The sequence below is a fragment of the Dyadobacter sp. HNCC25DJ187 genome (assembly GCF_056895255.1).
Map to the genome: position 1 here is coordinate 542,054 of NZ_JBXHAT010000001.1, position 23,411 is coordinate 565,464.

Below are 23,411 nucleotides of genomic sequence, written 5' to 3' on the forward strand. Positions count from 1 at the left end.
TGCTTACTTTTGTGAAATTTTAAAATTTTTATGAAAAATTCAGAGATAAATTTCACCATAGAACTTGATGCCCAGAATGTACCAGAAAAAATTCACTGGAACGCTACAGATAATCCGAATGAAGGGATCAATGATACGAGGGCCATTGCTATTGCTGTATGGGATCACTACCACCGGGGAACACTGAAAATTGACCTTTGGACTAAGGAAATGGAGGTTTTCGAAATGAAGCGTTTTTATATCGAAATCATGAGTGGAATTGCTGATACATTGCTGACAGCGACCAACGACAGAGGAATGGGAGAAGCGATAGAGGGGCTTTGCGAAACACTTAGCAAGAAGCTGGATGAAGAAATGAAAGCTGCCAAATAAAACAAAACCCGGAATATGACATTCCGGGTTTTTGTTATTTGTCTGTTAAGTCTTTTAGCTCCTGCTTTTGAACCTTGGTCAGCGATTTGACCACTAAATCGTAAGAATCTTTGACCCATTCAAAAAGCAAGTTACCTGGAATACTCCCATTGATATACACTGTGTTCCAATGTTTTTTATTCATGTGATAACCCGGCTGCACATCAGTATAACCAGCACGTAAATCTTCTGCTTTTTCCGGATCGCACTTTACGTTTATCGTAAATTCCACTCCGTCTAAAGGAGTTAGCAGAAATACTTTTCCCATTACCTTAAAAACAAGCGTGTCAGGACCAAAAGGCAATTCTTCGGTCACGCCAGCCAATAAGAGACAAAAATCTCTGAGTGATTCCGGATTCATCGGGTAAACGCTCTGATAATCATTACTACCAGACAGAAGATAAACATCACGATGGATATCCGGTTTATACCATGCATGACACGCAGGTTAAACGAGTTTGGAGCATTAGGATCAGGCTTCTTAAAAACCCGGATGAAATAATGAAATACTTCCCCCAGCTGAAAATACTTTTTCATATTCTTTTCTATTAAAATCACTAATTCAAAACTTCCACTTCAGATGGATCGATCCATCTGCCATCTTCCCGTATTAATTCTATCAATTCTTCCACTGCTTTGGATGAATGTACCGAGCGTTTGATAACCTCTTGGCCACGATACAAAGCAATTTTGTCTTTACCCATTCCTACATACCCATAATCGGCATCAGCCATTTCTCCAGGACCATTTACTATACACCCCATAATACCAATTTTGATACCCTTGAGATGTTCAGTGTGTTTCCTGATCATTGCGGTTGTTTCCTGTAAGTCGAAAAGTGTACGACCGCAGGAAGGGCAGGAGATATACTCTGTTTTTGACATTCGGGTACGGGCAGCCTGCAAAATTCCAAATGCAACACTATTGAAAGTACCCGCATATGTGAGTTTCTGTTGCTCTATGGAATCAAAAACAGGAGATACAAGTACACCATCACCAAAACCATCCACCAATAATCCGCCTATATCTGTTGCTGCAAACAGAGTCAGTTCATCTGTGGCATACGCCGGATAATCACGCTGTATGATAACAGGTACCTTGTAATTCTGCTCCGTCATCCGGTAGAAAAATCTTCTCATTTCCGGCATGGCATGAGCGTTTTCTGAGGATAACACCAACACTACATTGGCGGTGTCTTTGATTGACTCCAGAAATGCTATATCAAATTGATGAATATCGCCTTTTATGAAATTAAGCTGCGCGGAGATGCCTGAATGATGAAGCTCACTCCATTCCGCCACAGAAAACAAGGGAAAGCGATTTGTCCTATCCTGCTGGCTATGCCAAACCCGAACATCAAGAATTTCCTTTAATCCATTCGGCAGCATAAAGGGTACTGTCTTTTGACCAGAATACATAAAATCGGCCCCCTGATCATTCATAGCCCATTTATCAGGAACTGGCAGGAAGAAATGTCCGATACTTTTCAGATCATCATATCCCTTTACATCGATATTGGAGTAATCAGCAATGACCCTGGGAACATTCAGATGTCCAATATTATACACTTCGCTGGTCTCTCTCTTTGTGTATTGAAATGGATTAATCGGACAGTTTTCTATAGGTTCGATGTAGGCGTGTGGACTGCGTTTTGTATATCGATCAATAAGTGCTCTTGCAACAGGTGCCTCCTTTTCAGGCGCTTCTGTCAGCGATACACGCACCGTATCTCCCAGACCGTCTTCCAATAATGTACCGATACCCACCGCTGACTTGATACGGCCATCTTCTGCTTCTCCGGCTTCGGTAACACCTAAGTGTAACGGATATGGCTTCAATCCTTCCTGATCCAACCGTTGAACAAGTAAGCGGTATGCTTCTACCATCACCTGCGTATTACTGGACTTCATCGAAAGAGCGATGTTATAATAGTTAAGCTCTTCGCAAATCCGAAGAAATTCCAATGCTGATTCCACCATGCCAAGCGGTGTATCACCATAGCGGCTCAAAATCCTGTCTGAAAGTGAGCCATGATTGGTTCCTATCCGCATTGCAGTACCATACTCTTTACAGATTTTAATCAGCGGAATAAATTTTTCACGGATCCGCTCCAGTTCTGCTGCGTATGAAGCATCGGTATAATCAATGATTTCGAAACGTTTACGATCGGCATAATTTCCAGGATTGATCCTCACTTTTTCTACAATCCTAGCCGCTAATTCTGCAGCATTCGGAGTAAAATGTATATCAGCGATAAGCGGAACGGATATGCCTGCTTTACGAAGTCCGTTTCGGATATTTTCCAGATTCTGTGCTTCCTTTACACTCGGAGCGGTTATACGCACGTATTCACAGCCGGAATCCACCATCCTGATTACTTCATCTATGGAGCCTTGCGTATCCATGGTATCTACGGTAGTCATCGATTGAACCCTTATAGGATAGTCTGACCCCATAGCTACGTCACCAATATGGATCGTGATACTCTTACGGCGTTTGTACTCCGTCAGTGACGGACAATATAAGTTTAGCTTTTCAGGAGCTGTGATCAATGTCATCTGCAGTGTCTATTCAATTTTACTGTTGGCGGTCGGGCAAAGCCATACATCGCCGTACAAAGTTGACAAAACTAAAACACAATACGAATTACAATGGTGCATTTCTTCCTTATAATGTTGAATTCAGCCAAATAATATACGGAACAGGCAATAATACGGCATAAAAAAGCCTGAGATTCGATCTGAACCTCAGGCTGAATCATCTTTATATTATAGCTACCAACTTCTTTTTTTATGACCAAAAAGACCGAAATACAGAATGAATAAATAAAGTGGGAGCATTAGCCAGTATGCATTTTGCGTACTACCGATGAAGTCAGCAATACCACCATATATCAATGGCATGATAGCTCCCCCTGATATACCCATGATTAACAATGCTGAACCTATTTTAGTAAATTTCCCCAAACCACTTAAAGCCAGTGGCCAAAGGGCAGGCCAGATTACCGCGTTTGCAAACCCCAGCACAGCAATGCATAATACCGAGGTGAAGCCAGTTGAGAATATAGCAGCTATGGTTACCACCACACCGAGAACTGCGGAAAACATCAGATAGGACTGCTGTGAAACATATTTAGGAATCAGAACAATACCCAGCACATAGCCGAACATCATGCCTGCCAGCGTGTAAGTACCAAAAAGGCGTGCTTCTTCTTCAGCAAAACCCAGTGAAACCCCATAACTGATAATCGTATCTCCTGCAATCACCTCTACACCTACATAACAAAACAGTGCAAGTACGCCCAGGACGAGATTCGGAAATTGAAAAACGCTCGTTTTCTCAACTACTACATGAGCCGCAGCAACAGGAGCTTCCTCTTCTTCACTCACTTCTACTAATCCTTTTGACAAACGGATTAATAAGGCCAGTCCTATCAAAATACCTGTTAGTACCAGATAAGGGACAACCACTTTATCAAGCTCATCTTTAGGGTCCACGCTGGTTGCACCAGCAAGTAAAAGACTACCCACTACGACCTGGCTGATTATACCAGCGGTTTTGTTGGCAATACCCATGATGCTGATCCGTTGTGCTGCACTTTCACGGGGTCCCAATATGGTCACGTAGGGATTGGAGGCTGTCTGCAAAACTGTAAGTCCTATTCCAATGGTGAAAAGACCTACCAGAAACAAGTTGTAACTCGCCATTTCAGCAGCTGGTATAAATATCAAAGTTCCTGCCGCCATCACCAGCAGACCTAAGGACATCCCATTCTTGAAGCCAGTCTTTTTCAATACCATTGAGGACGGTATTGCCATAAGTGTATAGGATATGAAGAATGCAAAGGTGACCAGATAAGAACTTGTATTATCAAGACTGAAAGCCTTTTTAAAGAAGGTAATGAGCGTCCCGTTGACCCAGGTAACAAATCCCATTACAAAGAATAAAACACCGATAATAATAAGCGGAACCAAATAATTATTGTTCTTATTGCTCATTGAGGCAGCAGTTAAAGGGTTATAGGTTTAAATGTTAGAAGAACTCAATGACCGCAATATACGCGAAATCCAGACATTTTTAATTTTTTTTATTAACTACCTAATCCTTCATGAAGCCATGCAATTGCAGGATTTTTGATTCATACTGAACATTTTCTTTTTCTTTGACGTTGACACCATGCAAGTAACTCCAAAGAGCATCCATCATCGCTCGGCGGCTTTAAGTGTGTTGGACACATACTTTGTAACGACATTTAAGGCATTAGCAATTTTAGTTGGAAAAAATATGGCTCATAAAGCGTCGGTGTTCCGTAAAGAACATTTTAATGCGGCACATCGTCTTCACAATCCCGAATGGTCGGATGAGAAGAATGAAGCTGTATTTGGAAAGTGTAATAATCCCCATTTTCATGGGCACAACTACGAACTAATCATTCAGGTTACCGGCGAGATCAATCCTGAAACGGGCTATGTGATTGACATGAAGGTTTTGAGCGATGTGATCAAGGAGTTTGTCCTGGATCGTTTCGATCACAAAAATCTAAACCTGGATGTCGAGGAATTTTCTGATCTGAATCCATCAGCTGAAAATATCGCAGTGGTAATTTATTCTATCTTAAGAAACAAAATCGATCAGGCGCTGGACCTGAAAATCAGACTATATGAAACAGAACGGAACTTTGTCGAATATCCCGTCAATTGATTTGCTGGAGGCTGAAGAAGTAGGGGACAGTCACCTGCTGACATCAATCGAAACACCGATGCGCGCAGATGCCTTTGCGCTGGATGATGATACCAAAATCGAGCTGATCGAAAAGCACTTTCGCCACATTATGGAAATTATGGGGCTGGATCTGATAGATGACAGCCTGAAGGGAACTCCCAAAAGAGTTGCTAAAATGTATATCAAAGAAGTGTTCAGCGGACTTGATCCAAAAAATAAGCCTGCTGTGGCACTTTTCGAAAATAAGTACAAGTATAACCAAATGCTTGTTGAGAAGGATATTACCGTATTTTCAAACTGCGAGCATCACTTTGTACCCATTTATGGTAAAGCGCATGTCGCCTATATATCAAGTGGAAAGGTAATAGGATTATCCAAGCTTAATCGTATTGTGGAGTATTACAGCAAGCGCCCACAGGTGCAGGAACGACTTACTGTACAAATCGCAAACGAATTGAAGGAGGCTTTAAATACTGACGATATTGCAGTAGTCATTGACGCACGACACATGTGTGTACAGTCACGTGGCGTCAGAGATTCCGGAAGCTCAACCGTAACTGCTTATTATGGTGGAAAATTTGAAGAAGAAGCTACGAAGAAAGAGTTCCTGAGCTATCTGAATCTGGGAAGTTAATTAAGAATGTAGAATTAAGAATAACGAGGAATGACTCAGAAAGATCGACCAGATCAGTCGGAGTCATTCCTATTAGTAAGCAACTCTTAGTTCTTAACTTTTCATTCCTAATTAAAAATTAAACCGTCGGCCCAATTCTTTCCAAAAGCGCCTTCGTTGCTTTAATACCTTCATATTCTGAAAGCTTGCTTCCTTCATATTCAATACCGGCGATACCACGGAATCCGCTGTCTTTAACGATTTTTAGAATTTTTGCATAATCGGTTTCTATACAATTCCCTTTCTCATCAAAGTCATACGTTTTTGCACTTACACCTTTTGCAAAAGGCATCAGTTCTTTGGTTCCCTGGTATCTGTCGTAAGATTCTGCACAGCCGCCATCTTTTCTGGTAATGCAGAAATTGCCGAAATCAGGCAGTGTACCCACGTTCTTCATATTCACCTGCTTCATTACACCTGATAGCCATTGTCCGTTGGAAGAAGAGCCACCATGGTTTTCAACAATTACGTTTATTTTCGTTTTAGCAGCAAACTCACCTAATTTACCAAGACCTTCAATAGCAGCCTTTGCTACGTCTTCGTTACTACCTCTACCAAAGGCATTTACACGAATTGTCTTACATCCCAGAAATTTCGCAGCTTCCACCCATTTGTAGTGATTCTCCACCGCTTTGTTACGTGCTGCGGTATCCGTGTCACCCAGGCCGCCTTCACCATCTATCATAATCAGATTATTTTTAACGCCGTTATCCTTTGCTCTTTTCAATAGTTCCGCCAGATACGTTTTATCTTCAGCTTTGTCTTTGAAGAACTGATTTACGTATTCTACAATACTGATTCCAAATTCTTTTTTGGCTAGCTCAGGAAAGTCAAGATTGGTAATTTTTTTTGCAAATAATTCTTTGTGCAGCGACCATTCGGCGAGTGAGATGTCAAACCACAATTTTTGAGGTGCAGTCGCGGCAATCAGGTCCGTAAAAGCAGTCGCGGCCAAAGCAGTAGCACCAGCCTTCTTAAGGAAATCTCTTCTAGAGAAATTCATCATGGATTAGAAATTTAAATATGATAGATATTCGAGTTGATTCATTTGTGCGTCGGTGTGAAGTTTCTCATTTTTTATGAATTTTTCAGCATTTATTCTGAGATCTTTTGCCAAATTCTAATCAGACCCGGTAATTAACTTCATATATGCGCACCTTCCAAATAATTCATTATAAGTAGCTTATCAAACAGATTTTTGTTGTGAACGAGTTTAACATATAAAATTAAAGTCATCACGAAAGATGAGGGTAAGCGATGTTCCTAAAGGTAATTTTTGGTTTCTTTGCAAACTCCATTACCATGGAAGAACTGAGAATTTGGATGTTATGAATACTGAAAATAACTGGAAGACGCTGACTACTAACACAGTCTACGAAAATGCATGGCTGGAACTCAGTCATCGGGAAGTAATCACCCCCGGGGGATCGAATGGAATTTATGGTCTGGTCAAATTTAAAAACCAGGCAATCGGTGTACTCCCTATTGATCATGAAAATAATATATATCTGGTAGGCCAATTCCGATACGCCATTGATGAATACTCCTGGGAAATACCGGAAGGAGGGGGGAAACTTGGTGCAGATCCGCTTATTGCAGCAAAACGTGAATTGAAAGAAGAGACCGGACTGGTAGCCAACACCTGGACCAACCTGGGTAGAATACATACATCTAATTCCGCAACCAACGAAGAAGGGTTTCTGTTTATAGCTGAAGATCTTAGTCAGGAAGAAGCTGAACCAGAAGACACAGAAGTTTTTCAGATACAAAAATTGCCGCTTAAAGACGCGGTTGAGATGGTGATGCGATCCGAGATTACGGATTCCCTGTCTGTTTGTGCTATATTAATAGCCGCCAGGCACAGAGGGATATAATCATGCTAGAAGCTTTGTTGTATGGTACGGCCACCGGTATTGCGCTTTGCCTCACATTCGGTACCGTCTTCTTTTCACTCGTTCAGAACAGCGTAGATAATGGGTTCAGGACAGGAGTGAAGATTGCACTGGGCGTATTTGTCAGTGATGTCATTTTCGTTTTTTGTGCCATATTCGGAACCACCTTTCTTCCCGACGTATCCAATTTCAAACAATGGATAGCGGGTGCAGGAATAATATTTCTGCTTATTCTGGGAGTCAATAATTTTGTAAACGGACAGCCAAATATAGCTTATCCGAAAACCCGCTTTGGTAATCTGCTTTACTATTTTACAACCGGCTTTTTACTTAATGCGCTTAACCCGGTTAACTTTATTACATGGGTAACTATTGCTACCTACATCCGTTCGAATCTGCATTTTCATATGGGACAGGTAGTTGCTTTTTTTACAGCCAGTGTAATTGCCATACTCGTTGTGGAGTGTATTATTGCCTTTTATGCCCATAAACTCAAACGCCTTTTTACCCCGAAAGTTGTTTTAATATTTAACAGGGTGACCGGCGCAGTATTTATACTGATCGCCTGCCAGATAGCCTATCGAACTTTCTTTTAAAAATTCAGAGCTGCTTGCCGAGTGTGATCTTATCGCCGGAATCATCTACTTCGAAGATTTTGGGGACACGGATAAACTTGCCGTTTACACTTTTGTGGCTGTGCATCACAAGCAGTAATTTCCCTTCCAATGTTTTAAACATCATTCCATGACCATGGTTTGGTGGGGTAAAAGGCTCCTTATCCTGCATCCAGGGACCGTCCAATGTACCACTTTTTGAATATGCTACCCCTTGGGTATACACATCATAGATCCAGCTTGTCCAAAGTATGCCCAGCTTTCCAGTTTGCGTTTTGAATAACCAGGGACCATCTGTGACTTTATTAGGAATATCTTTTCCATTTTTATCCTTTTCTCTGCTCCAGGGAGAGTCACTTGCCAAAAACATCAGTTTGGGCTCACCTTTTGTTCCTGACAAATCCGGGAGAAGTTCAATCTTCTCAACGGTTCCATCATCATTTTGCAGCCATTCGTGACAATAGACCATGTAAGGCTTCCCATCCGTATCTTTCCAAAGGGTTGCATCCAGTGTTAACTTGTTGGCAGGAAGGTAGGTAGGTTGCTTCATAGGCACATACGGTCCCTCAGGTTTATTACTCACCAGCACATGACAGGCTCTGCGTTCAAGATCACCTTCTGATTTCAGTGCCTTATTTGTGAAAGTAGCGAAGTAAAAATACTTTCCGTTATACTCGTGAATTTCTGCCGCCCAAATCATGGGTTTAGCACCCATCCATGAATCGGGATCAGTCTTTGCAATGGCAGAAGGGCCACTCCAGGTTTTTAGATCCTTGCTTTTCCAGAGCATACCACCGGTTCCAGTCATGTAGTAAGTGGCAGTTTTCTTATCTGTCAGGATAAAAGGATCACTCAGGCGGATAGAATCTATAGGTACATGATCCCGGAATGGTGGAGGCGTGTTTTGCGCATTTAATATATTTACATAAAGGAAAGCCATCAGGCTGGCAATAAATTTTCTTTTCATAGCAACTGATACGTAGTCAAAAATGAGATAGCACAAACCATAAAGCTAATCATAGCCGGATCAAAACCCAATTTAACTGAAGCAATCAGTGCTCGACACCTGGCTTATTGGCCACGTCTTTTTTCTTTCGAAATGCGGCGAACTGCATAGGACTCCGCTGCGGACGTGCATCACCAAGTAACACACCCCATTGTTTAAACATATCTGTACGGTCGAAAATAACTTTCAGAACGGCGATAATCGGCATGGAAAGGAACATGCCCGAGACGCCGGCCACATTTCCACCGATGATGACACCCAAAATTGCAAAAAGCGCATTGATTTTAACCTTGGATCCTACGATTCGTGGCATCAGTATGTTATTATCCAGAAACTGCACTCCTGCAATGACTGCCAGCACGGTGATTACAGGCCACAATTCTGTTGAGGAAGTAATTGTGATCAGTACGCCAATAATATTGCCTAAAAGTGCCCCAACATATGGAATCAGGTTTAGAAAGGCGAAAATGACACCTATGAGAAGAGCATGTTTGATTCCAATGATCATTAATGTGCCTCCAAGAAGAATTGTCATGTAGGTTACCTGGATCAGCAAGCCGACCAAGTAGCTTTTGATAATCACCTCAGACTCGTAAATAGCTTCTTTTACTTTGTCGTGATGGTCAGGCTGAAACCACATAAAGATGAAACGAAGTATGATATCTTTATAAAAAAGCATCAGGTAAATGTAAATGGGTAAAAGTCCGACGAAAACGAAAAGAGAACTCAGTGTCACCGCTGCACCACTTGCTCTCTTTCCTGCGAAACTGATGAGTTCATTGGTATTTTTATTGATGAAGTCGACCTGTTCTTTGGTTGAATAGTGGCTAATGGTAGAAATCCAGTCGCTCAAAGCCAACAGATGTGCATTTACATTATTCTTGATCTGGGGAAAATCAGCTACTAACAAACTGACCTGAGCAGAAAAAAACCAAATGATTCCTGCAAGTATGATCGCGAGAAGTAAAATGGGCAGAACAATGGCCAGCACTTCCGGAAACCGATTTTTCTTAAGAAAACGAAACACAGGTAATAGAACAATGCTGATAAAAAAAGCCATGATGATCGGCATAATGATGTCATTCCCAATGACAAGCAAATAGCCTAGCAATACAAGGCCCAGCAATTCAATAGAGCGTCGCACGGTTAATGGTAGATCTTTCATAGATAAAAAATGTAAAAGTTGATTTGGTACAGATTGTTGTGGTATATCGTAAAGGGATTTTGCTGAACACAGAGCTACTGCACTCTCAGACTATATACGCATATATCGTGCCAGCAAGAAAACAAAAAAAACCGGAGCTGCTGACGGATTTTAAAAAAAATTGCCATTCAATTAACCTGACTGCGGACTCCTCATTCACAATTACTTAATGTATGTATTTTCCACAAGTGGAGCACGGTGAACGATATACTATTGTAAAAACCTTTCTGAAGATGTTGGAAGCTTTTAATTTTATTTTACTTTTGCAACACATTTGAGAATCGACTCAGATATTTGTTACTCACGGCCAGGTGGTGGAATTGGTAGACACGCTACTTTGAGGGGGTAGTGCCCTTACGGGTGTGGGAGTTCGAATCTCCTTTTGGTCACATAAGAAAAGTGCGTTTGGAGTTTTTAAACGCACTTTTCTTATTTATAACCATTTCCCGATAAGCAATTTCGGAAAAGTTTAATTGCCAGCCAATACCTTTACAATCTCCGTATACCCTGAAGACTTCGCATGTTGCAGTGCGGTCTTTCCATCTTTGTCAGGAATTGAGAGATCAACCCCTGCCGCTTTGAGGATTTTTGTAATTTCCTGGTATTTCTTACTACCATCTCCTAATACTACGGCTTCCATCAATGCGGTCCAGCCCAGCCGATTTACGTGATTGATGGGAAATCCTTTTGTCTGCGCCAATAAACGCACCGTTTCAATGTGTCCACGTTCACATGCAGGTATCAGCGCAGTTCCGTTATATCTGTTAAAGATGTTGAACCGTGCACCGTTTGCGAGGAATAGTTTAACTAGTTCAGTTTGACCTGTAGCACCTGCATACAGAAACGGACTGTCACCGATATCATCCTGTTGATTCACATTTGCGTCAAATGATACAAGTAACTTTGCCATATCTGCCAGACCTTCACGCGTGGCAAGGAGCAGCAGGGAGCGTCCTTCTTCACTCCGGGTATTAACCGCTGTTCCCGTTTTTAGTAACCGCTCTACAGCTTGCAGGTTATTCTGCAATACAAATTTTACAATTTCCTCATTCTGAAATGTTTCCATATTTTGTCGCGCATATGCTGTTGACATGTAGCTCAGTGTAGTCCATAAAATAAGTAAGATGCTTTTCCTTAACATGATCTCTACTTTTTAATTAAAAGACCTTTCTTCCCTGGTGAATCAATGATCTTACCGGTGAAATTCTGGATACCGCTTCAGCAGAACAACTGGCGTCCACTAAAACAGCATTCGCTTCATCGTCCGGTTTCGGCCACTGCTGCTTACCCGCATCATCAAGCGGGGTAATTTTGTGCGTTGCCAGCTTCAGACTTCTGGATAATAGAAATTCCGTTCCGAAACCATATAGCTGAGCCATCAATTGTGCTTTTTGCAGTACACTTCCAGTTCCCCAAGTGTTCCAATGATCAACTATGCTGTCATTCCCCGTAGCTATATCTACGCCGTACTTCATAAGTGTAGGAATGGGCATGATGAGTCCGCCAAAAGGAATAGTCGAAACTATGCCAATCCCAGCCTGAGCCAGTTTGTCGGCCATTTCTTCCTGTTTTCTGGTATCCAATTTACCCAACACAAAGCAATGACTCAGAAAGGTCTTTCCTTTCAGAACCGGATTCTCATTCACGCGGTCGATCAGATATGCTACTGTTTTCAAACCCGATTCTCCGGATTCATGTAAATGAATATCAATTCCTTTGTTGTAATCAAGTGCCAGTTTCACCGTAAAGTCCATGGATTTTGCAATTTCGCCATCTACTGTATAAGGATCAACTCCTCCGATAAAATCTATTCCCATCTGAGCAGCTTCCTTCATCAATGCTGTCGAGTCCGTGTAATAAAGTCCATGCTGAGGAAAAGCCACCAGCTCTGCACCGAAGGTTTGCTTTTTGTTTTCCAGTGCCTTTTGAAGGTTTTTCAACGAATCCAGCCTGGATGTCGGTTCAATATTCACATGGCTCCTGGCAAAACTACTTCCGTACGACTGCAGTAATTCAATGAGTTTTTCTGCGCGTTCCGTTGAAGTTTTCAAGAGCTCCGGAAGAATCTTCTGTTCAAGCCCGATCATGCCTTTCACACCTCCCTGACGTTTACGAACCGCCTTCCAAGGTCCGCCATAAAACGTTTTATCCAAATGAATATGCATATCTCTGAATGCCGGCAACATCAGAAGTCCCTTCGCATCAACCGCTTTACTTTTCGGTTCATTGGGAAGAATGGCTTTAAATTTACCATTTTCCATTCTGACGTTAAATAGCTCGGTTCGTGTTGCAACAACCTCATCTCCATCATATTCAAATCCGGTTTCCAGTCTTACATTTTTAAAAATCAATGTATCAGTATTGAGGTTCCGGGCAGCATCGGATGATACTGCCTGCTTTGCGTTCACCAGGTGTGAGGATAAGCCCAAGCCGAAAGTGGCTGCCGCCGAATTGCGTAAAAAATCTTTTCTTGTGATATGTTCGTCTGCCATTACCGCTCCGCCTTAAATGTAAAATAATTCCTTATCCAATTTATTGGTGATTAATGTAAAATCAGAGGGATTATTGGCAAAATCCATACTGTTCACATCAATCTCGATTAACCGTCCGTGTTCATAATTTCTGGCAAAGTCCTCGTAGTATTCATTCAGACTCGTCAGATATTCAACAGAAATGTCAGATTCAAAATCCCGACCTCTCTTTTTAATCTGCGACACGAGCTTAGGTATATCTGCTTTCAGATAAATCAGTAAGTCCGGCTGAGATACAGTATTAATGATCGAATTGAATAAAAGCAAATAGGTATCGTAATCCCGCTGAGTCATGACACCGCTATCGAAAAGATTTCTGGCAAATATGAAAGCATCTTCATAAATAGTTCTGTCCTGGATAATTGTCGCATACGTCGTGGATCGTATCTGTTGTACTTGCGCAAAACGGCTATTCAAAAAATAAATCTGCAGATTGAAAGCCCAGCGCTCCATATCTTCGTAGAAACTAGCCAGGTAGGGGTTTCCTTCAACCGCCTCATACATGACGTCCCATTTATAATGTGCTCCAAGCATTTGGGTCAATGTGGTTTTTCCTGCGCCAATGTTTCCTACTATTGCGATATGCATAAATATGTAATAAAAATGAATGATCAATTTCCAATCAGGAGGTCATGGCAAAAGTAACAAATTACAATTAATGCTGTATTGTGATCAAAGTCACAAGATGCGCTGTTTCTCAAAACTTGTAATATTCGTATATTTGCAGTCTTAAAGACTTCAATTCCTCTTGAAGCAGGGATTGAGTGAGATGAAGAACCAGCGTTTACAATTAAGACGCTCAATACTATAAATAAATGAAACCGTATCAAGTTATATTGTACTATTGCTATTCGCCGATTGAGGATACCGAAAAATACCGCGATGAGCATCATATCTTTTGCGTAGAAAATAATCTTCTTGGACGTATTATCATTGCCCCTGAAGGTTTGAACGGAACGGTTTCCGGCTCTCCTGAAGATTGCAAGGCATACATGAATTATATCCACGCAGATCCAAGATTTGCGCATACACAGTTTAAAGTGGAAGAGCATGATAAACCTGCATTTCAAAAACTCCACGTGCGCGTTAAAGACGAGATTGTGAATTCTGATCTGCCGGTTAATCCGTTGTTAAAAACGGGCAAACATCTGGAACCATCAGAATTCAAAGCACTGCTGAATGATCCAGAAGTGGTTCTGGTCGATATGCGTTCTGATTACGAGCATGAGGTAGGGAAGTTTAAGGGTGCTATCACTTTTGACATGCACAACTTAAGGGAGCTTCCCGATCATGTACATGAAATTGAACATTTAAAAGATAAAAAAATTGTTACCTATTGCACCGGCGGTATCAAATGCGAAAAGGCAAGTGCATACCTGATCGAGAAAGGCTTTACTGATGTTTATCAGCTTCATGGCGGCATTATACGCTACGGCCTGGAAGAAGGAGGGGAGAATTTCGATGGTAAATGTTATGTATTTGACAATCGTATCACTGTAGACGTTAATACCGTCAATCCTAGCGTCATTTCTACTTGTCATATTTGTCATGAGCCCTGCGACCGAATGGTCAATTGTGCTAATGCAGAATGTAATAACCACTTGCCGATCTGCCACAAATGTGCAGAAGAAATGGAAGGCGCATGCTCAGCAGAATGCAAAGCACATCCCCACAAACGTATCTATGACGGCACAGGATATTACGTGAGCAAGAGTAACCACTATCAGCCTGTTCAGGGTTTGAAAAGTCAGAAGCGAAACATTAAGCAACAAAAGCAGGCCGAACGGGAGTCAGCCTAGCGCTATAGCTCTTTCTCCAGAATATAGTCGTTCATCCAATAAGGACCTACCGGGATATCTTCTTCATGGGTAACCCGGTAATTCATCTTTTCGTAAAAATAACGGGCTTTATTGTATCTGTTTACATTCAGCAGGAGCTTTTGACCACCTTCATTTTTTACATATTTCTCTACCTCGGTTATGAGAAACTTCCCTGCTCCGGTGCCCTGGCTCGACGGCAGCACGTAAATTTTATGAAGTTTATAAAACTTGTCATCCAATTGGGAAACAGATGCAAAACCGGATACCTCATCATCGACGTATAACAACATAAATTGATGTTTATCGATTGATATTGATATGCTAAGCGCTTCTGCAGAATAAAATTTTTGCGACATAAAGGTGATCTGTTCTTTGGTAAGGATCTCCCTGTAAGTAGGTTCCCATGTTTTCTGATGAATATCGATGATTGCAGGAATATCCTGAACGCTGGCAAGCCTTATTGTGAATGATGGCATTTTAGTTAATTTTGGTAAATGTGCAGCTGTCAAAAGCTGTTGTTTCTGAAAACGATCTGTTCATTCAAAAATCCAACATATGAATTTTCCAAACGGTTCTGAGGATCGTCAGGAATTCATCAACAAATATGAAACCCCTTATTTTAGTAACAAACGACGACGGAATCACATCTCTGGGAATTAAAACACTAGTTGAAACCATGCAGACGATCGGTGATGTCATCGTTGTTGCTCCCAACAGCCCGCAATCAGGGATGGGCCATGCTATTACCATTGGTGAACCGCTCCGCTTATATGAAACACACATTTTTGATAACGTGGTTGAATATGAATGTTCAGGAACACCTGCTGACTGTGTAAAACTTGCTAAGCATTACGTATTACAGGATCGCAAACCGGATCTGGTTGTAAGTGGAATCAACCATGGCAGCAACAGTTCAATCAGCGTACTGTACTCAGGTACCATGTCAGCAGCTATAGAAGGAGCAATTGAAGGAATACCATCTATAGGGTTCTCACTTTGTGATTTCAGAGAAGACGCAGATTTTAGTCATGCCGTTGAACATATCAAATCTATTACAGAATCAGCATTGAAAAATGGTATTCCAAAAGGAATCGCGCTGAATGTTAATATTCCGGCCAAAACCGAATCACCTCTAAAAGGAATTAAAGTGTGTCGACAGGCGAATGCCAAATGGCAGGAAAAGTTTGATTACCGTGTTGATCCTAATGGACGAGGTTATTTATGGATGGCAGGTGATTTTGTTAACTTTGATACAGAAAGGGAAGACACTGACGTATGGGCATTGGATAACAACTATATATCAGTAGTTCCATGTCAATACGATCTTACAGGATATGAAGCACTCAAACAGCTTTCTACCTGGAATTTATAGTTCACGATTGAAAAACTAGTTATGGCTTTAGTAGGAAGTTTACTTAAAAAGGGGATTCTGTTCAGCAACATTGTAGCTAACAGAAAAAAGGCGAGCTTGCATCAACAGCAAAAAAAGACGCTCGCTAAACTTTTAGGTAAAGCGCGGTATACCGAATTTGGAGAGAAGTACAATTTTGATGAGGTGCTTTCTTCGATCCTGTTTGGTAAACCCGGTGCATTTTATGAGGAATATAAGAAGACTGTTCCCATTTTCGATTATAACAAGATTTTCAATGAATGGTGGCATCGCTCGCTGGACGGAGAAAAAGATATATGCTGGCCAGGGCAGATTAAGTACTATGCGTTGAGTTCCGGTACATCCGAGGCTGCAACAAAGCACATTCCTGTCACAAAGGCCATGTCGAAGGCGATTCAAAAAACCAGTATTCGCCAGATTTTGTCACTGGGACATTATAAGGATCTCCCAAACGACCTTTATGAAAAGGGCTTTCTGATGCTGGGAGGAAGTACCAATCTGAATAATCAGGACAAACATTTTGAGGGAGATTTGAGTGGCATCACTGCCAAGCAGATACCTTATTGGTTCCGTCCCTATTACAAACCCGGCGAAAAAATTGCTTCTCAAAAGGACTGGGGTATCAAGCTGGAAGAAATCACAAAACAGGCGCACGAATGGGATATTGGTTTTATCGTGGGCGTTCCGGCATGGATTCAACTTTTGATGGAAAAGATCATTGCTCATTACAATGTGAAAACGATTCACGATATATGGCCAAACCTGCAGGTATTCGCGCACGGTGGTGTATCGTTCGAACCATACCGCAAAGGGTTTGAAAAATTATTGGCCAGACCGCTGATCTATATCAATACTTATCTGGCCTCCGAAGGTTTTATCGCTTATCAAACCCGACCAGGTGCACAGGGAATGGAACTGGTATGTGATAATGGTATTTTCTTCGAGTTTATTCCTTTTAATGAAAAGAATTTTGATTCCGACGGTACATTGAAGGCAGGCGCCGAAACACTGATGGTTGATCAGATTGAGGAGAACAAGGAATATGCTCTGGTACTTTCCACATGCTCGGGCGCCTGGCGTTACCTGATTGGTGACACCATTAAATTCGTGGATAAGCAGCGCGGAGAAATAGCTATTACCGGTCGTACGAAGCATTATCTCAGCTTATGTGGCGAACACCTTTCAGTTGACAACATGAATAAAGCCATAGATCTCGTTTCCGATGAAATGGGACTTACCGTGAAAGAGTTTACGGTGTGTGGAGTTCCTTATGGGTCGCTATTTGCGCATCACTGGTATATAGGTGTGGAAGAAGAAAATGTCGATACCAGGCTCCTGAAGAGGAAAATTGACGAACGTCTTTCTGAATTGAACGATGATTATGCGGTAGAACGAAAACACGCTTTGAAGGAGGTCTTTATCACTGTATTACCCAATAAAGCATTCTACGGTTGGATGGAATCAAAAGGGAAGATGGGCGGACAGCACAAGTTTCCACGTGTATTTAAGAATTTTATGATTGATGACTGGAAGACTTATTTGAAGGCAAACGGTTATTCCGAGTAAGACACTGTTTAATCTTTCAGAATCAACTCAATATTTGGATGGTCCCTGAAAATCTCAAGCACAATATGCCAGAGAAAGGGACCATCTTCTTTTTCTACCTCCTTCAATTTTTCTTTAAAGAGCGCTACGTTATAAGGATAGCCGGTTTCAATCTTCCGTTGGTATAATTTGACAGTTTCGTTTTTGCCCAATGCAAGTTGGCTTTTTTTGAAGTCTACCCATATTACACATATCTGTTCCTTCGGTTCAAAGACACCGAACCCGCCGTAAAGAATGTCGTTGAGTGCATCAAGGCTATGTCCTAGCTTCCAATCCACACCTTTCATAAATAGCCGGTCCATTTCTTCATAAAATCCCGGTAGATCAGAAAAGGTATTTCCATCTATGGTAATCGTTTTTGCCTGCATAAGTTCTTTTCAGATTCAGTATTGTGTGGAAACCCATTCATAAGCGTTATAAAATAATATACGCTTATGAATGGGTTTAAAGTAACCTGATATAACAAATTAAATCGTAATACGTCCGCCCGTTGCCGGTAAAGTGGCTCCCGATACATAACTGCTTTCTTCGGATGCGAGGAATACGTATGCAGGTGCTATTTCTACAGGTTGACCCGGACGGCCAATCGGCGTGTTCTCACCAAATATATCAGCATCTTCCCACTTGGTTGATGGGATCAACGGTGTCCATACAGGCCCCGGTGCAACAGCATTCACACGAATTCCTTTTCCTTGTTCCAGATAGATCTGACTGAGATTGGCCGTATAATTTTGAATGGCTGCTTTAGTCGCCGCATAAGGCAATAAATCGGGCGACGGGTGATAAGCATTCACTGAAGTGGTATTAATGATAGAACTACCTGGCTTCATATGCGGCTCGGCTGCCTTGGTCAGATAGAACATAGCGTGAATATTTACGGCAAAGGTATGCGTCCATTCATCAGATGGGATTTCCTGTACACCCTTACGAGCCATCTGAAAAGCAGCGTTGTTCACGAGAATATCAATAGAGCCAAATTCTTTGACCGCTATATCTATGATTTTCTTACAATGCGCTTCGCTGGTAATATCGCCTTTCACAATGACACATTTTTGACCTGCATCCCTGACATAACCCGCGGTATCATTTGCATCCTCGTCTTCCATATCATCCAGATAACTGATCAGTACATCGGCTCCTTCCCGCGCAAAAGCAATCGCCACTGCTTTACCTATTCCGGAATCTCCACCGGTAATCACTGCACTTTTTCCTTTTAATCTTTCGGATCCCTTATAGCTTTTCTGTCCATGATCTGCCTTCGGTTCCATAGTTGCTTCATTTCCGGGGAACTCCTGTTTCTGCTTTGGAAATGGTGGTTGTGGAAACTTAGTTTCGGGGTTTTCTGCGTTACCTTTATTTTCGTTTTCCATGATCTTTGATTTGTGTGGTCCATTTTCCGGGATACTCCCGAAAGTCATTTGACCCCGCCATCGTAAAAAACCGTTCCCGATAATAATTACACAGGTATGTAATACTAAATTATCCAGAAGTCACAATTGATCTGAAAGTAAGGTTTATCCTTAGTTCCGACACTCTTTTAGACGGAGGCAGCCTGTGTAACCAATTCGTCTGCGTGGATCCCTTCATTACCAAGAGGCTTCCATGCTCCAGAAACAAATTTATCGTTTCTTTGGTCTGTTTATGCCTGAATGCAAATTTCCTTTCAGCCCCCAAGCTAAGTGAACCAATGGCTCCATCTTTCTTTAAATCCTTTTCTGCATCGCTATGCCATGCCATACCTTCTTCTCCTGTATGGTACAAGTTCAACAGACATGAGTTATAGGTTTCACCTGACTCAGTCTCTACCAACTTTTTTAATTCCTGCAATTCCTTAGTCCATGGAAGAGCTTGTTTGGTTACATTTGAATAGGAGTACTGAAACGGCTGATCGCCATACCAGGCGACTTTGCGCTTGGTAATTATACGTTTACCGAATATAATCGCCTCATCGTTACGCCATGCTATATGGGTGAGTAATGCCTGCAGGTAATCATTCGCAGCCCGATGAGTCAGTATTTTTCCATGGTACTGCACTATGCCACCGTCCGGCAACCAATTTCGATCCTTGTCTGGCGCATTTCCAAAAAGATCTATCATTCTATTTCATGGGTGTTTACATTCATTTCATAATCAGATCTGGAACCTTCCCAACCCAGTATGGCAGTTTTCCGGGTTGTTCCCCACATGTATCCACCCAACGCACCGCTCCCCTGAATCACACGATGGCAGGGAATAAGGAAAGCGACCGGGTTGCTGCCTATTGCCGTTCCAACCGCCCGTGCAGCGTTCGGATTACCCACTTGCTTAGCGATGCTTCCATAAGTAGCCATCGCTCCGAATGGTATTTTCAACAGACTTTCCCAAACTTTAATCTGAAAACTGGTACCTTTTAAATGCAGCTTGACAGATGGTAAGTGAATACTCTGATGATTAAAAAATAACAGTGCTTGCTCCTGCATATTGTCTTTTTTATACTTGATTGCAGCGTTGGGAAACCCTTCCCGGAGATGCTCCAATGCCTTAAGCTCATCTTCAAAGAAGGCCATATGGCAAATGCCCTTGGAAGTCGAAGCGATTATAAGATTACCGAATGGGCTTGTAGCAAAGCTGTAATGAATAGACAAGTTGATTCCTCCCGACTTATAATCTGCAGGAGTCATGCCTTCAATATTAATAAACAGATCATGCAGTCTGCTCGTACTTGAAAGTCCCGTATCAGCAGCTGCAACCGATAAAGTAGTTTCTGCCGATCTGCGGAGCACTTTCTTCGCATGTTCAATACTGACGTACTGCAGGAATTTCTTCGGGCTTGTGCCAGCCCATTCTGTAAACATCCGTTGAAAATGCGATGGACTTAAATGGATACTTTCCGCAACTTTGTCCAGATCGGGCTGTTCCTTAAAATTGAGTCTGATGTAGTTGATCGCTGCTGCAATGCGATTATAATCTATGGATTCCTGTTCGCTCATGATTACTTCTTTTTCCTCTGCAAAGGTTGCGATTGTTTCGGGTATTTGAAATCCGAATCATGCTGAATTCATACTCAACGGGCACGACTTTTGTTCTTACACGCCAACCTCAATCTTAGAACATCAATTCTATTATCATTTAAAGTCATTTAGTTATGAAAAATTACGTTTTGATCACAGGCGGGACATCCGGGATAGGTCTTGAACTCGCCAGACTTTTTGCTGCAGATGGATACAATCTGATTTTGGTAGCCAGGGATGGAGAGCAACTTGATTTGGTAGCTGATGAGTTTTCATACATTGGTGTAGACGTAAAAACTTTGTCAAAAGACCTTTTTGATACCAATAATGCGGTTGCCGTCTATGAGGAACTCAAGGCGGAAGGTGTCATCGTAGATATTTTGGTGAATGATGCCGGGCAGGGCGTCTATGGGAAATTTTCAGAAACAGATTTGTACCGGGAATTGGATATCATTCATTTAAACATTAGTTCCCTGATTATTTTGACAAAGTTGTTTGTCAAAGATATGATAACGAGGGGATCAGGAAAAATCCTGAATGTGTCTTCTATTGCGGGTAAAGTACCTGGCCCTTATCAGGCTGTTTATCATGGTACAAAGGCTTTTGTACACTCATTCACTGAGGCCATAAGAAGTGAGCTGAAGGGTACGGATATTACGGTAACTTCCTTGTTGCCAGGAGCCACAGACACAGATTTCTTCAATAAAGCAGATATGCAGGAGTCTAAAATTGTTCAGGACGGTAAACTGGGCGAAGCCGTAAGTGTAGCCAAAGATGGCTACGAAGCACTTATGGCCGGTAAAGATATGGTCGTGTCGGGACTACAAAATAAGCTGCAGGTTGCGATTGGAAGTGTGATTCCTGATAGTATGGCAGCCGATACCATGAAGGAACAGCAGAAACCAGTTGAGAAAAACGCTTCTTATTAGTTCATGCAATTACGATCACACACTTAATAACCAATGACAAAGATCAATAGCTTATATAAATACTTGTGTTCAGGAGGAACAAAGTATTTGATCGCATTCGGCATAGGAGCATTATATGTTGGCAGGAAAATCATACAGCATGCTGGCAGAAAGGATCTGAAAGATAAAGTTATTCTGATTACCGGAGGATCCAGAGGTCTGGGACTTGCGATAGGTATGGAAGCTGCAGCTCGCGGAGCACGTCTGGCAATTTGTGCAAGAGACGAAGTGCATCTTAATCTCGCAGCATCTCAACTCCGCAAGACAGGCGCCGAGGTACTCAGTGTTTCTGCAGATTTAAGGGATGAACAGCATGTTCTACAAATGATAGATCAAGTAATAGCATATTACGGACATATAGATGTGCTGATCAATAATGCCGGTGTTATGCTCGTTGCGCCTGAGAACGTTTTGCAAACCGCCGATTATAAAGAAATTATGGATGCTAATTTCTGGTCTGCTTTCTACACTACTCAGGCAGCGTTACCTTATTTCCGAAAACAGGAAGCAGGTCATATTGTGAATATCACTTCAATTGGCGGCAAAATTGCAGTTCCTCACATGTTACCATATAGCGTAAGCAAATTCGCGCTTTCAGGCTTTTCTCAGGGAATTTCGGCTGAACTGTCTAAATCAGGTATTAAAGTAACAACAGTTACACCGAATCTGATGATCACAGGAAGCCCGCGTAATATAACTTTGAAGGGAGATCACCAGGCCGAATATGCATGGTTTAAAATATCTGACTCCATGCCACTGCTTTCACAAACCGCACATGACGCAGCCAAAAGAATCCTATCTGCTGTTGAACAGGAAAAACGTAATGTTACACTCACACTGACTGCGAAACTAGCCGTAATACTACAGGCACTTGCTCCGGATTCCGTGGCCGCGGTGGCTGCATTTGCAAACCAGTATTTACCACACAGTGAAAATACCACGACCAGAAAAGGATACGAAAGTGAATCTGAATCCTCACAAGGTACTACAACAGCATTAACAGATCAGGCAGAAATCAAGTACAATCAACTCTGATATAGGCTATGACATGCTGGTCTGAATTTTGAAGCATTTTTTTGACATCAACTTAAATCAGAAAATGGAATTATCGAAAAACCTTTTAGGCGGACTGTTTGGCGCAGTGGTGCTTAATCTAGTTCACGAGGCAGCGAGGAAACTTTGGGTAGATGCTCCTCAAATTCAGGAGGTAGGAGAGGAAGCTATTGTTAAGACTGCACTCGCGGCCGGTGTAACACCGCCAACAGGAAACAAACTATATGGTACCACTTTGTTTGCCGATTTAGCTGGTAATGCCTCGTATTTCAGTATGATTGGAAAGGGAGATCCAAAAGGTCTCTGGTTACGTGGTGCAGCGTATGGTATTACGGCTGGGGTGGGGGCGTTGGGATTGACAAAACCCTTGGGCCTGGACGACCGTCCCGTAAACCGGAATATCAGGACTCAGGTACTCACGGTAGCCTGGTACACAATTGGTGGCATTGCAGCGGCAGGAGCAATCAAAATAATTCAGAATAAATGGAAATAATCCAGCCGCTCTGAACAGGTTTATATCTATAGGAAATAC

Annotated in this window: 26 protein-coding genes and 1 tRNA gene; 12 read left to right on the forward strand and 15 right to left on the reverse strand. The window is 42.0% G+C overall.

Annotation, left to right across the window (positions count from 1 at the left end):
- Positions 1-30: 30 nt before the first annotated feature.
- Positions 31-372 (forward strand): gliding motility protein GldC, encoded by a 342-nt coding sequence (gene gldC / locus AC1XUE_RS02140; RefSeq protein ID WP_483354286.1) that lies wholly within the window; start codon positions 31-33, stop codon positions 370-372.
- 34 nt (positions 373-406) lie between these two features.
- Here gldC and AC1XUE_RS02145 read toward each other — a convergent pair whose 3' ends face one another.
- The 4 genes from AC1XUE_RS02145 to AC1XUE_RS02160 form a co-directional block, all read right to left on the reverse strand.
- Positions 407-772 carry an MmcQ/YjbR family DNA-binding protein gene (locus tag AC1XUE_RS02145; RefSeq protein ID WP_483354287.1) on the reverse strand — a complete coding sequence of 122 codons (366 nt, stop codon included), beginning with the start codon at positions 770-772 and terminating at the stop codon, positions 407-409.
- A complete protein-coding gene (locus AC1XUE_RS02150) occupies positions 769-948 on the reverse strand; it encodes a DUF6728 family protein (RefSeq protein ID WP_483354288.1) in 180 nt (59 codons plus the stop codon). Before AC1XUE_RS02150 ends, AC1XUE_RS02145 begins: the two co-directional genes overlap by 4 nt.
- Positions 949-968: 20 nt before the next feature.
- A complete protein-coding gene (ispG, locus tag AC1XUE_RS02155) occupies positions 969-2,969 on the reverse strand; it encodes a (E)-4-hydroxy-3-methylbut-2-enyl-diphosphate synthase (RefSeq protein ID WP_483354289.1) in 2,001 nt (666 codons plus the stop codon).
- Between the two features lie 216 nt (positions 2,970-3,185).
- A complete protein-coding gene (locus tag AC1XUE_RS02160) occupies positions 3,186-4,409 on the reverse strand; it encodes a sugar MFS transporter (RefSeq protein ID WP_483354290.1) in 1,224 nt (407 codons plus the stop codon).
- Positions 4,410-4,695: 286 nt separating this feature from the next.
- On the opposite strand from AC1XUE_RS02160, the gene AC1XUE_RS02165 reads away from it, so the two are divergent.
- Both AC1XUE_RS02165 and folE read left to right on the forward strand, forming a co-directional pair.
- Positions 4,696-5,112, forward strand: a complete 417-nt coding sequence (locus AC1XUE_RS02165) for a 6-pyruvoyl trahydropterin synthase family protein (protein ID WP_483354291.1) — start codon at positions 4,696-4,698, stop codon at positions 5,110-5,112.
- Positions 5,072-5,767 (forward strand): GTP cyclohydrolase I FolE, encoded by a 696-nt coding sequence (folE, locus tag AC1XUE_RS02170; protein ID WP_483354292.1) that lies wholly within the window; start codon positions 5,072-5,074, stop codon positions 5,765-5,767. The genes AC1XUE_RS02165 and folE overlap by 41 nt, the downstream gene beginning before the upstream one ends.
- A 118-nt stretch (positions 5,768-5,885) precedes the next feature.
- Here folE and AC1XUE_RS02175 read toward each other — a convergent pair whose 3' ends face one another.
- The gene (locus tag AC1XUE_RS02175; RefSeq protein ID WP_483355989.1) at positions 5,886-6,809 is read right to left on the reverse strand and encodes a sugar phosphate isomerase/epimerase family protein; all 924 of its coding nucleotides are present in this window, start codon (positions 6,807-6,809) and stop codon (positions 5,886-5,888) included.
- Positions 6,810-7,134: 325 nt separating this feature from the next.
- Here AC1XUE_RS02175 and AC1XUE_RS02180 point away from each other — a divergent pair, with 325 nt between their 5' ends.
- Entirely contained in the window at positions 7,135-7,680 is a 546-nt protein-coding gene (locus AC1XUE_RS02180; protein WP_483354293.1) for an NUDIX domain-containing protein, read from the forward strand.
- A 2-nt stretch (positions 7,681-7,682) separates the two neighbouring features.
- Positions 7,683-8,294: a LysE family translocator gene (locus AC1XUE_RS02185; protein WP_483354294.1), complete on the forward strand. Its 612-nt coding sequence runs from the start codon at positions 7,683-7,685 to the stop codon at positions 8,292-8,294.
- Between the two features lie 4 nt (positions 8,295-8,298).
- Here AC1XUE_RS02185 and AC1XUE_RS02190 read toward each other — a convergent pair whose 3' ends face one another.
- Together AC1XUE_RS02190 and AC1XUE_RS02195 are read right to left on the reverse strand one after the other, a co-directional pair.
- Complete coding sequence (locus AC1XUE_RS02190; protein ID WP_483354295.1) at positions 8,299-9,279, reverse strand: glycoside hydrolase family 43 protein; 981 nt, start codon at positions 9,277-9,279, stop codon at positions 8,299-8,301.
- An 85-nt stretch (positions 9,280-9,364) separates the two neighbouring features.
- Entirely contained in the window at positions 9,365-10,483 is a 1,119-nt protein-coding gene (locus AC1XUE_RS02195) for an AI-2E family transporter (RefSeq protein WP_483354296.1), read from the reverse strand.
- Between the two features lie 344 nt (positions 10,484-10,827).
- Here AC1XUE_RS02195 and AC1XUE_RS02200 point away from each other — a divergent pair.
- A tRNA-Leu gene (locus tag AC1XUE_RS02200) sits at positions 10,828-10,911 on the forward strand.
- Between the two features lie 80 nt (positions 10,912-10,991).
- Here the strand turns inward: AC1XUE_RS02200 and AC1XUE_RS02205 are convergent.
- The 3 genes from AC1XUE_RS02205 to AC1XUE_RS02215 are packed head-to-tail and all read right to left on the reverse strand — an operon-like array spanning position 10,992 to position 13,641.
- Complete coding sequence (locus AC1XUE_RS02205; RefSeq protein ID WP_483354297.1) at positions 10,992-11,663, reverse strand: ankyrin repeat domain-containing protein; 672 nt, start codon at positions 11,661-11,663, stop codon at positions 10,992-10,994.
- A gap of 16 nt (positions 11,664-11,679) precedes the next feature.
- Entirely contained in the window at positions 11,680-13,014 is a 1,335-nt protein-coding gene (locus AC1XUE_RS02210) for an amidohydrolase family protein (protein WP_483354298.1), read from the reverse strand.
- A 12-nt stretch (positions 13,015-13,026) separates the two neighbouring features.
- Positions 13,027-13,641, reverse strand: coding sequence for a deoxynucleoside kinase (locus AC1XUE_RS02215; RefSeq protein WP_483354299.1), 615 nt, complete (start codon positions 13,639-13,641; stop codon positions 13,027-13,029).
- Between the two features lie 227 nt (positions 13,642-13,868).
- Between AC1XUE_RS02215 and trhO the strand changes: the two genes are divergently transcribed.
- On the forward strand, positions 13,869-14,852 hold the full coding sequence (gene trhO / locus AC1XUE_RS02220) for an oxygen-dependent tRNA uridine(34) hydroxylase TrhO (RefSeq protein WP_483354300.1): 984 nt from the start codon (positions 13,869-13,871) through the stop codon (positions 14,850-14,852).
- Positions 14,853-14,854: 2 nt separating this feature from the next.
- Here trhO and AC1XUE_RS02225 read toward each other — a convergent pair whose 3' ends face one another.
- The gene (locus AC1XUE_RS02225) at positions 14,855-15,349 is read right to left on the reverse strand and encodes a GNAT family N-acetyltransferase (protein ID WP_483354301.1); all 495 of its coding nucleotides are present in this window, start codon (positions 15,347-15,349) and stop codon (positions 14,855-14,857) included.
- A 128-nt stretch (positions 15,350-15,477) separates the two neighbouring features.
- On the opposite strand from AC1XUE_RS02225, the gene surE reads away from it, so the two are divergent.
- Complete coding sequence (gene surE / locus AC1XUE_RS02230) at positions 15,478-16,245, forward strand: 5'/3'-nucleotidase SurE (protein ID WP_483354302.1); 768 nt, start codon at positions 15,478-15,480, stop codon at positions 16,243-16,245.
- Between the two features lie 21 nt (positions 16,246-16,266).
- Positions 16,267-17,829, forward strand: coding sequence for a GH3 family acyl-acid amido synthetase (locus tag AC1XUE_RS02235; RefSeq protein WP_483354303.1), 1,563 nt, complete (start codon positions 16,267-16,269; stop codon positions 17,827-17,829).
- Between the two features lie 8 nt (positions 17,830-17,837).
- On the opposite strand, the gene AC1XUE_RS02240 is transcribed toward AC1XUE_RS02235, so the two are convergent.
- The 4 genes from AC1XUE_RS02240 to AC1XUE_RS02255 all read right to left on the reverse strand — a co-directional run bounded on the left by AC1XUE_RS02240 (position 17,838) and on the right by AC1XUE_RS02255 (position 20,837).
- Entirely contained in the window at positions 17,838-18,236 is a 399-nt protein-coding gene (locus AC1XUE_RS02240) for a barstar family protein (protein WP_483354304.1), read from the reverse strand.
- A gap of 99 nt (positions 18,237-18,335) precedes the next feature.
- Positions 18,336-19,238, reverse strand: coding sequence for an SDR family oxidoreductase (locus AC1XUE_RS02245; RefSeq protein WP_483354305.1), 903 nt, complete (start codon positions 19,236-19,238; stop codon positions 18,336-18,338).
- A gap of 109 nt (positions 19,239-19,347) precedes the next feature.
- On the reverse strand, positions 19,348-19,965 hold the full coding sequence (locus AC1XUE_RS02250; protein WP_483354306.1) for an alpha-ketoglutarate-dependent dioxygenase AlkB family protein: 618 nt from the start codon (positions 19,963-19,965) through the stop codon (positions 19,348-19,350).
- The gene (locus tag AC1XUE_RS02255; RefSeq protein WP_483354307.1) at positions 19,962-20,837 is read right to left on the reverse strand and encodes a methylated-DNA--[protein]-cysteine S-methyltransferase; all 876 of its coding nucleotides are present in this window, start codon (positions 20,835-20,837) and stop codon (positions 19,962-19,964) included. The genes AC1XUE_RS02250 and AC1XUE_RS02255 overlap by 4 nt, the downstream gene beginning before the upstream one ends.
- Positions 20,838-20,992: 155 nt before the next feature.
- On the opposite strand from AC1XUE_RS02255, the gene AC1XUE_RS02260 reads away from it, so the two are divergent.
- From AC1XUE_RS02260 to AC1XUE_RS02270, 3 genes are all read left to right on the forward strand, one after another.
- The gene (locus AC1XUE_RS02260) at positions 20,993-21,787 is read left to right on the forward strand and encodes an SDR family NAD(P)-dependent oxidoreductase (RefSeq protein ID WP_483354308.1); all 795 of its coding nucleotides are present in this window, start codon (positions 20,993-20,995) and stop codon (positions 21,785-21,787) included.
- A gap of 33 nt (positions 21,788-21,820) precedes the next feature.
- The gene (locus tag AC1XUE_RS02265; RefSeq protein ID WP_483354309.1) at positions 21,821-22,861 is read left to right on the forward strand and encodes an SDR family NAD(P)-dependent oxidoreductase; all 1,041 of its coding nucleotides are present in this window, start codon (positions 21,821-21,823) and stop codon (positions 22,859-22,861) included.
- Between the two features lie 64 nt (positions 22,862-22,925).
- Complete coding sequence (locus tag AC1XUE_RS02270) at positions 22,926-23,372, forward strand: hypothetical protein (protein ID WP_483354310.1); 447 nt, start codon at positions 22,926-22,928, stop codon at positions 23,370-23,372.
- Positions 23,373-23,411 lie beyond the last annotated feature (39 nt).

Excerpts from the sequence above, each read along its gene's own strand:
- AC1XUE_RS02235 (WP_483354303.1), top strand. The coding sequence starts at position 16,267 with ATGGCTTTAGTAGGAAGTTTACTTAAAAAGGGGATTCTGTTCAGCAAC.
- AC1XUE_RS02205 (WP_483354297.1), bottom strand. The coding sequence starts at position 11,663 with ATGTTAAGGAAAAGCATCTTACTTATTTTATGGACTACACTGAGCTAC.
- AC1XUE_RS02215 (WP_483354299.1), bottom strand. The coding sequence starts at position 13,641 with ATGCATATCGCAATAGTAGGAAACATTGGCGCAGGAAAAACCACATTG.
- AC1XUE_RS02190 (WP_483354295.1), bottom strand. The coding sequence starts at position 9,279 with ATGAAAAGAAAATTTATTGCCAGCCTGATGGCTTTCCTTTATGTAAAT.
- AC1XUE_RS02250 (WP_483354306.1), bottom strand. The coding sequence starts at position 19,965 with ATGATAGATCTTTTTGGAAATGCGCCAGACAAGGATCGAAATTGGTTG.
- AC1XUE_RS02260 (WP_483354308.1), top strand. The coding sequence starts at position 20,993 with ATGAAAAATTACGTTTTGATCACAGGCGGGACATCCGGGATAGGTCTT.
- AC1XUE_RS02165 (WP_483354291.1), top strand. The coding sequence starts at position 4,696 with ATGGCTCATAAAGCGTCGGTGTTCCGTAAAGAACATTTTAATGCGGCA.
- AC1XUE_RS02225 (WP_483354301.1), bottom strand. The coding sequence starts at position 15,349 with ATGCCATCATTCACAATAAGGCTTGCCAGCGTTCAGGATATTCCTGCA.
- AC1XUE_RS02240 (WP_483354304.1), bottom strand. The coding sequence starts at position 18,236 with ATGCAGGCAAAAACGATTACCATAGATGGAAATACCTTTTCTGATCTA.
- trhO (WP_483354300.1), top strand. The coding sequence starts at position 13,869 with ATGAAACCGTATCAAGTTATATTGTACTATTGCTATTCGCCGATTGAG.
- AC1XUE_RS02245 (WP_483354305.1), bottom strand. The coding sequence starts at position 19,238 with ATGGAAAACGAAAATAAAGGTAACGCAGAAAACCCCGAAACTAAGTTT.
- AC1XUE_RS02185 (WP_483354294.1), top strand. The coding sequence starts at position 7,683 with ATGCTAGAAGCTTTGTTGTATGGTACGGCCACCGGTATTGCGCTTTGC.
- gldC (WP_483354286.1), top strand. The coding sequence starts at position 31 with ATGAAAAATTCAGAGATAAATTTCACCATAGAACTTGATGCCCAGAAT.
- AC1XUE_RS02270 (WP_483354310.1), top strand. The coding sequence starts at position 22,926 with ATGGAATTATCGAAAAACCTTTTAGGCGGACTGTTTGGCGCAGTGGTG.
- AC1XUE_RS02180 (WP_483354293.1), top strand. The coding sequence starts at position 7,135 with ATGAATACTGAAAATAACTGGAAGACGCTGACTACTAACACAGTCTAC.
- AC1XUE_RS02175 (WP_483355989.1), bottom strand. The coding sequence starts at position 6,809 with ATGAATTTCTCTAGAAGAGATTTCCTTAAGAAGGCTGGTGCTACTGCT.
- AC1XUE_RS02145 (WP_483354287.1), bottom strand. The coding sequence starts at position 772 with ATGAATCCGGAATCACTCAGAGATTTTTGTCTCTTATTGGCTGGCGTG.
- surE (WP_483354302.1), top strand. The coding sequence starts at position 15,478 with ATGAAACCCCTTATTTTAGTAACAAACGACGACGGAATCACATCTCTG.
- AC1XUE_RS02255 (WP_483354307.1), bottom strand. The coding sequence starts at position 20,837 with ATGAGCGAACAGGAATCCATAGATTATAATCGCATTGCAGCAGCGATC.
- folE (WP_483354292.1), top strand. The coding sequence starts at position 5,072 with ATGAAACAGAACGGAACTTTGTCGAATATCCCGTCAATTGATTTGCTG.
- AC1XUE_RS02265 (WP_483354309.1), top strand. The coding sequence starts at position 21,821 with ATGACAAAGATCAATAGCTTATATAAATACTTGTGTTCAGGAGGAACA.
- AC1XUE_RS02195 (WP_483354296.1), bottom strand. The coding sequence starts at position 10,483 with ATGAAAGATCTACCATTAACCGTGCGACGCTCTATTGAATTGCTGGGC.
- AC1XUE_RS02210 (WP_483354298.1), bottom strand. The coding sequence starts at position 13,014 with ATGGCAGACGAACATATCACAAGAAAAGATTTTTTACGCAATTCGGCG.
- ispG (WP_483354289.1), bottom strand. The coding sequence starts at position 2,969 with ATGACATTGATCACAGCTCCTGAAAAGCTAAACTTATATTGTCCGTCA.
- AC1XUE_RS02160 (WP_483354290.1), bottom strand. The coding sequence starts at position 4,409 with ATGAGCAATAAGAACAATAATTATTTGGTTCCGCTTATTATTATCGGT.
- AC1XUE_RS02150 (WP_483354288.1), bottom strand. The coding sequence starts at position 948 with ATGAAAAAGTATTTTCAGCTGGGGGAAGTATTTCATTATTTCATCCGG.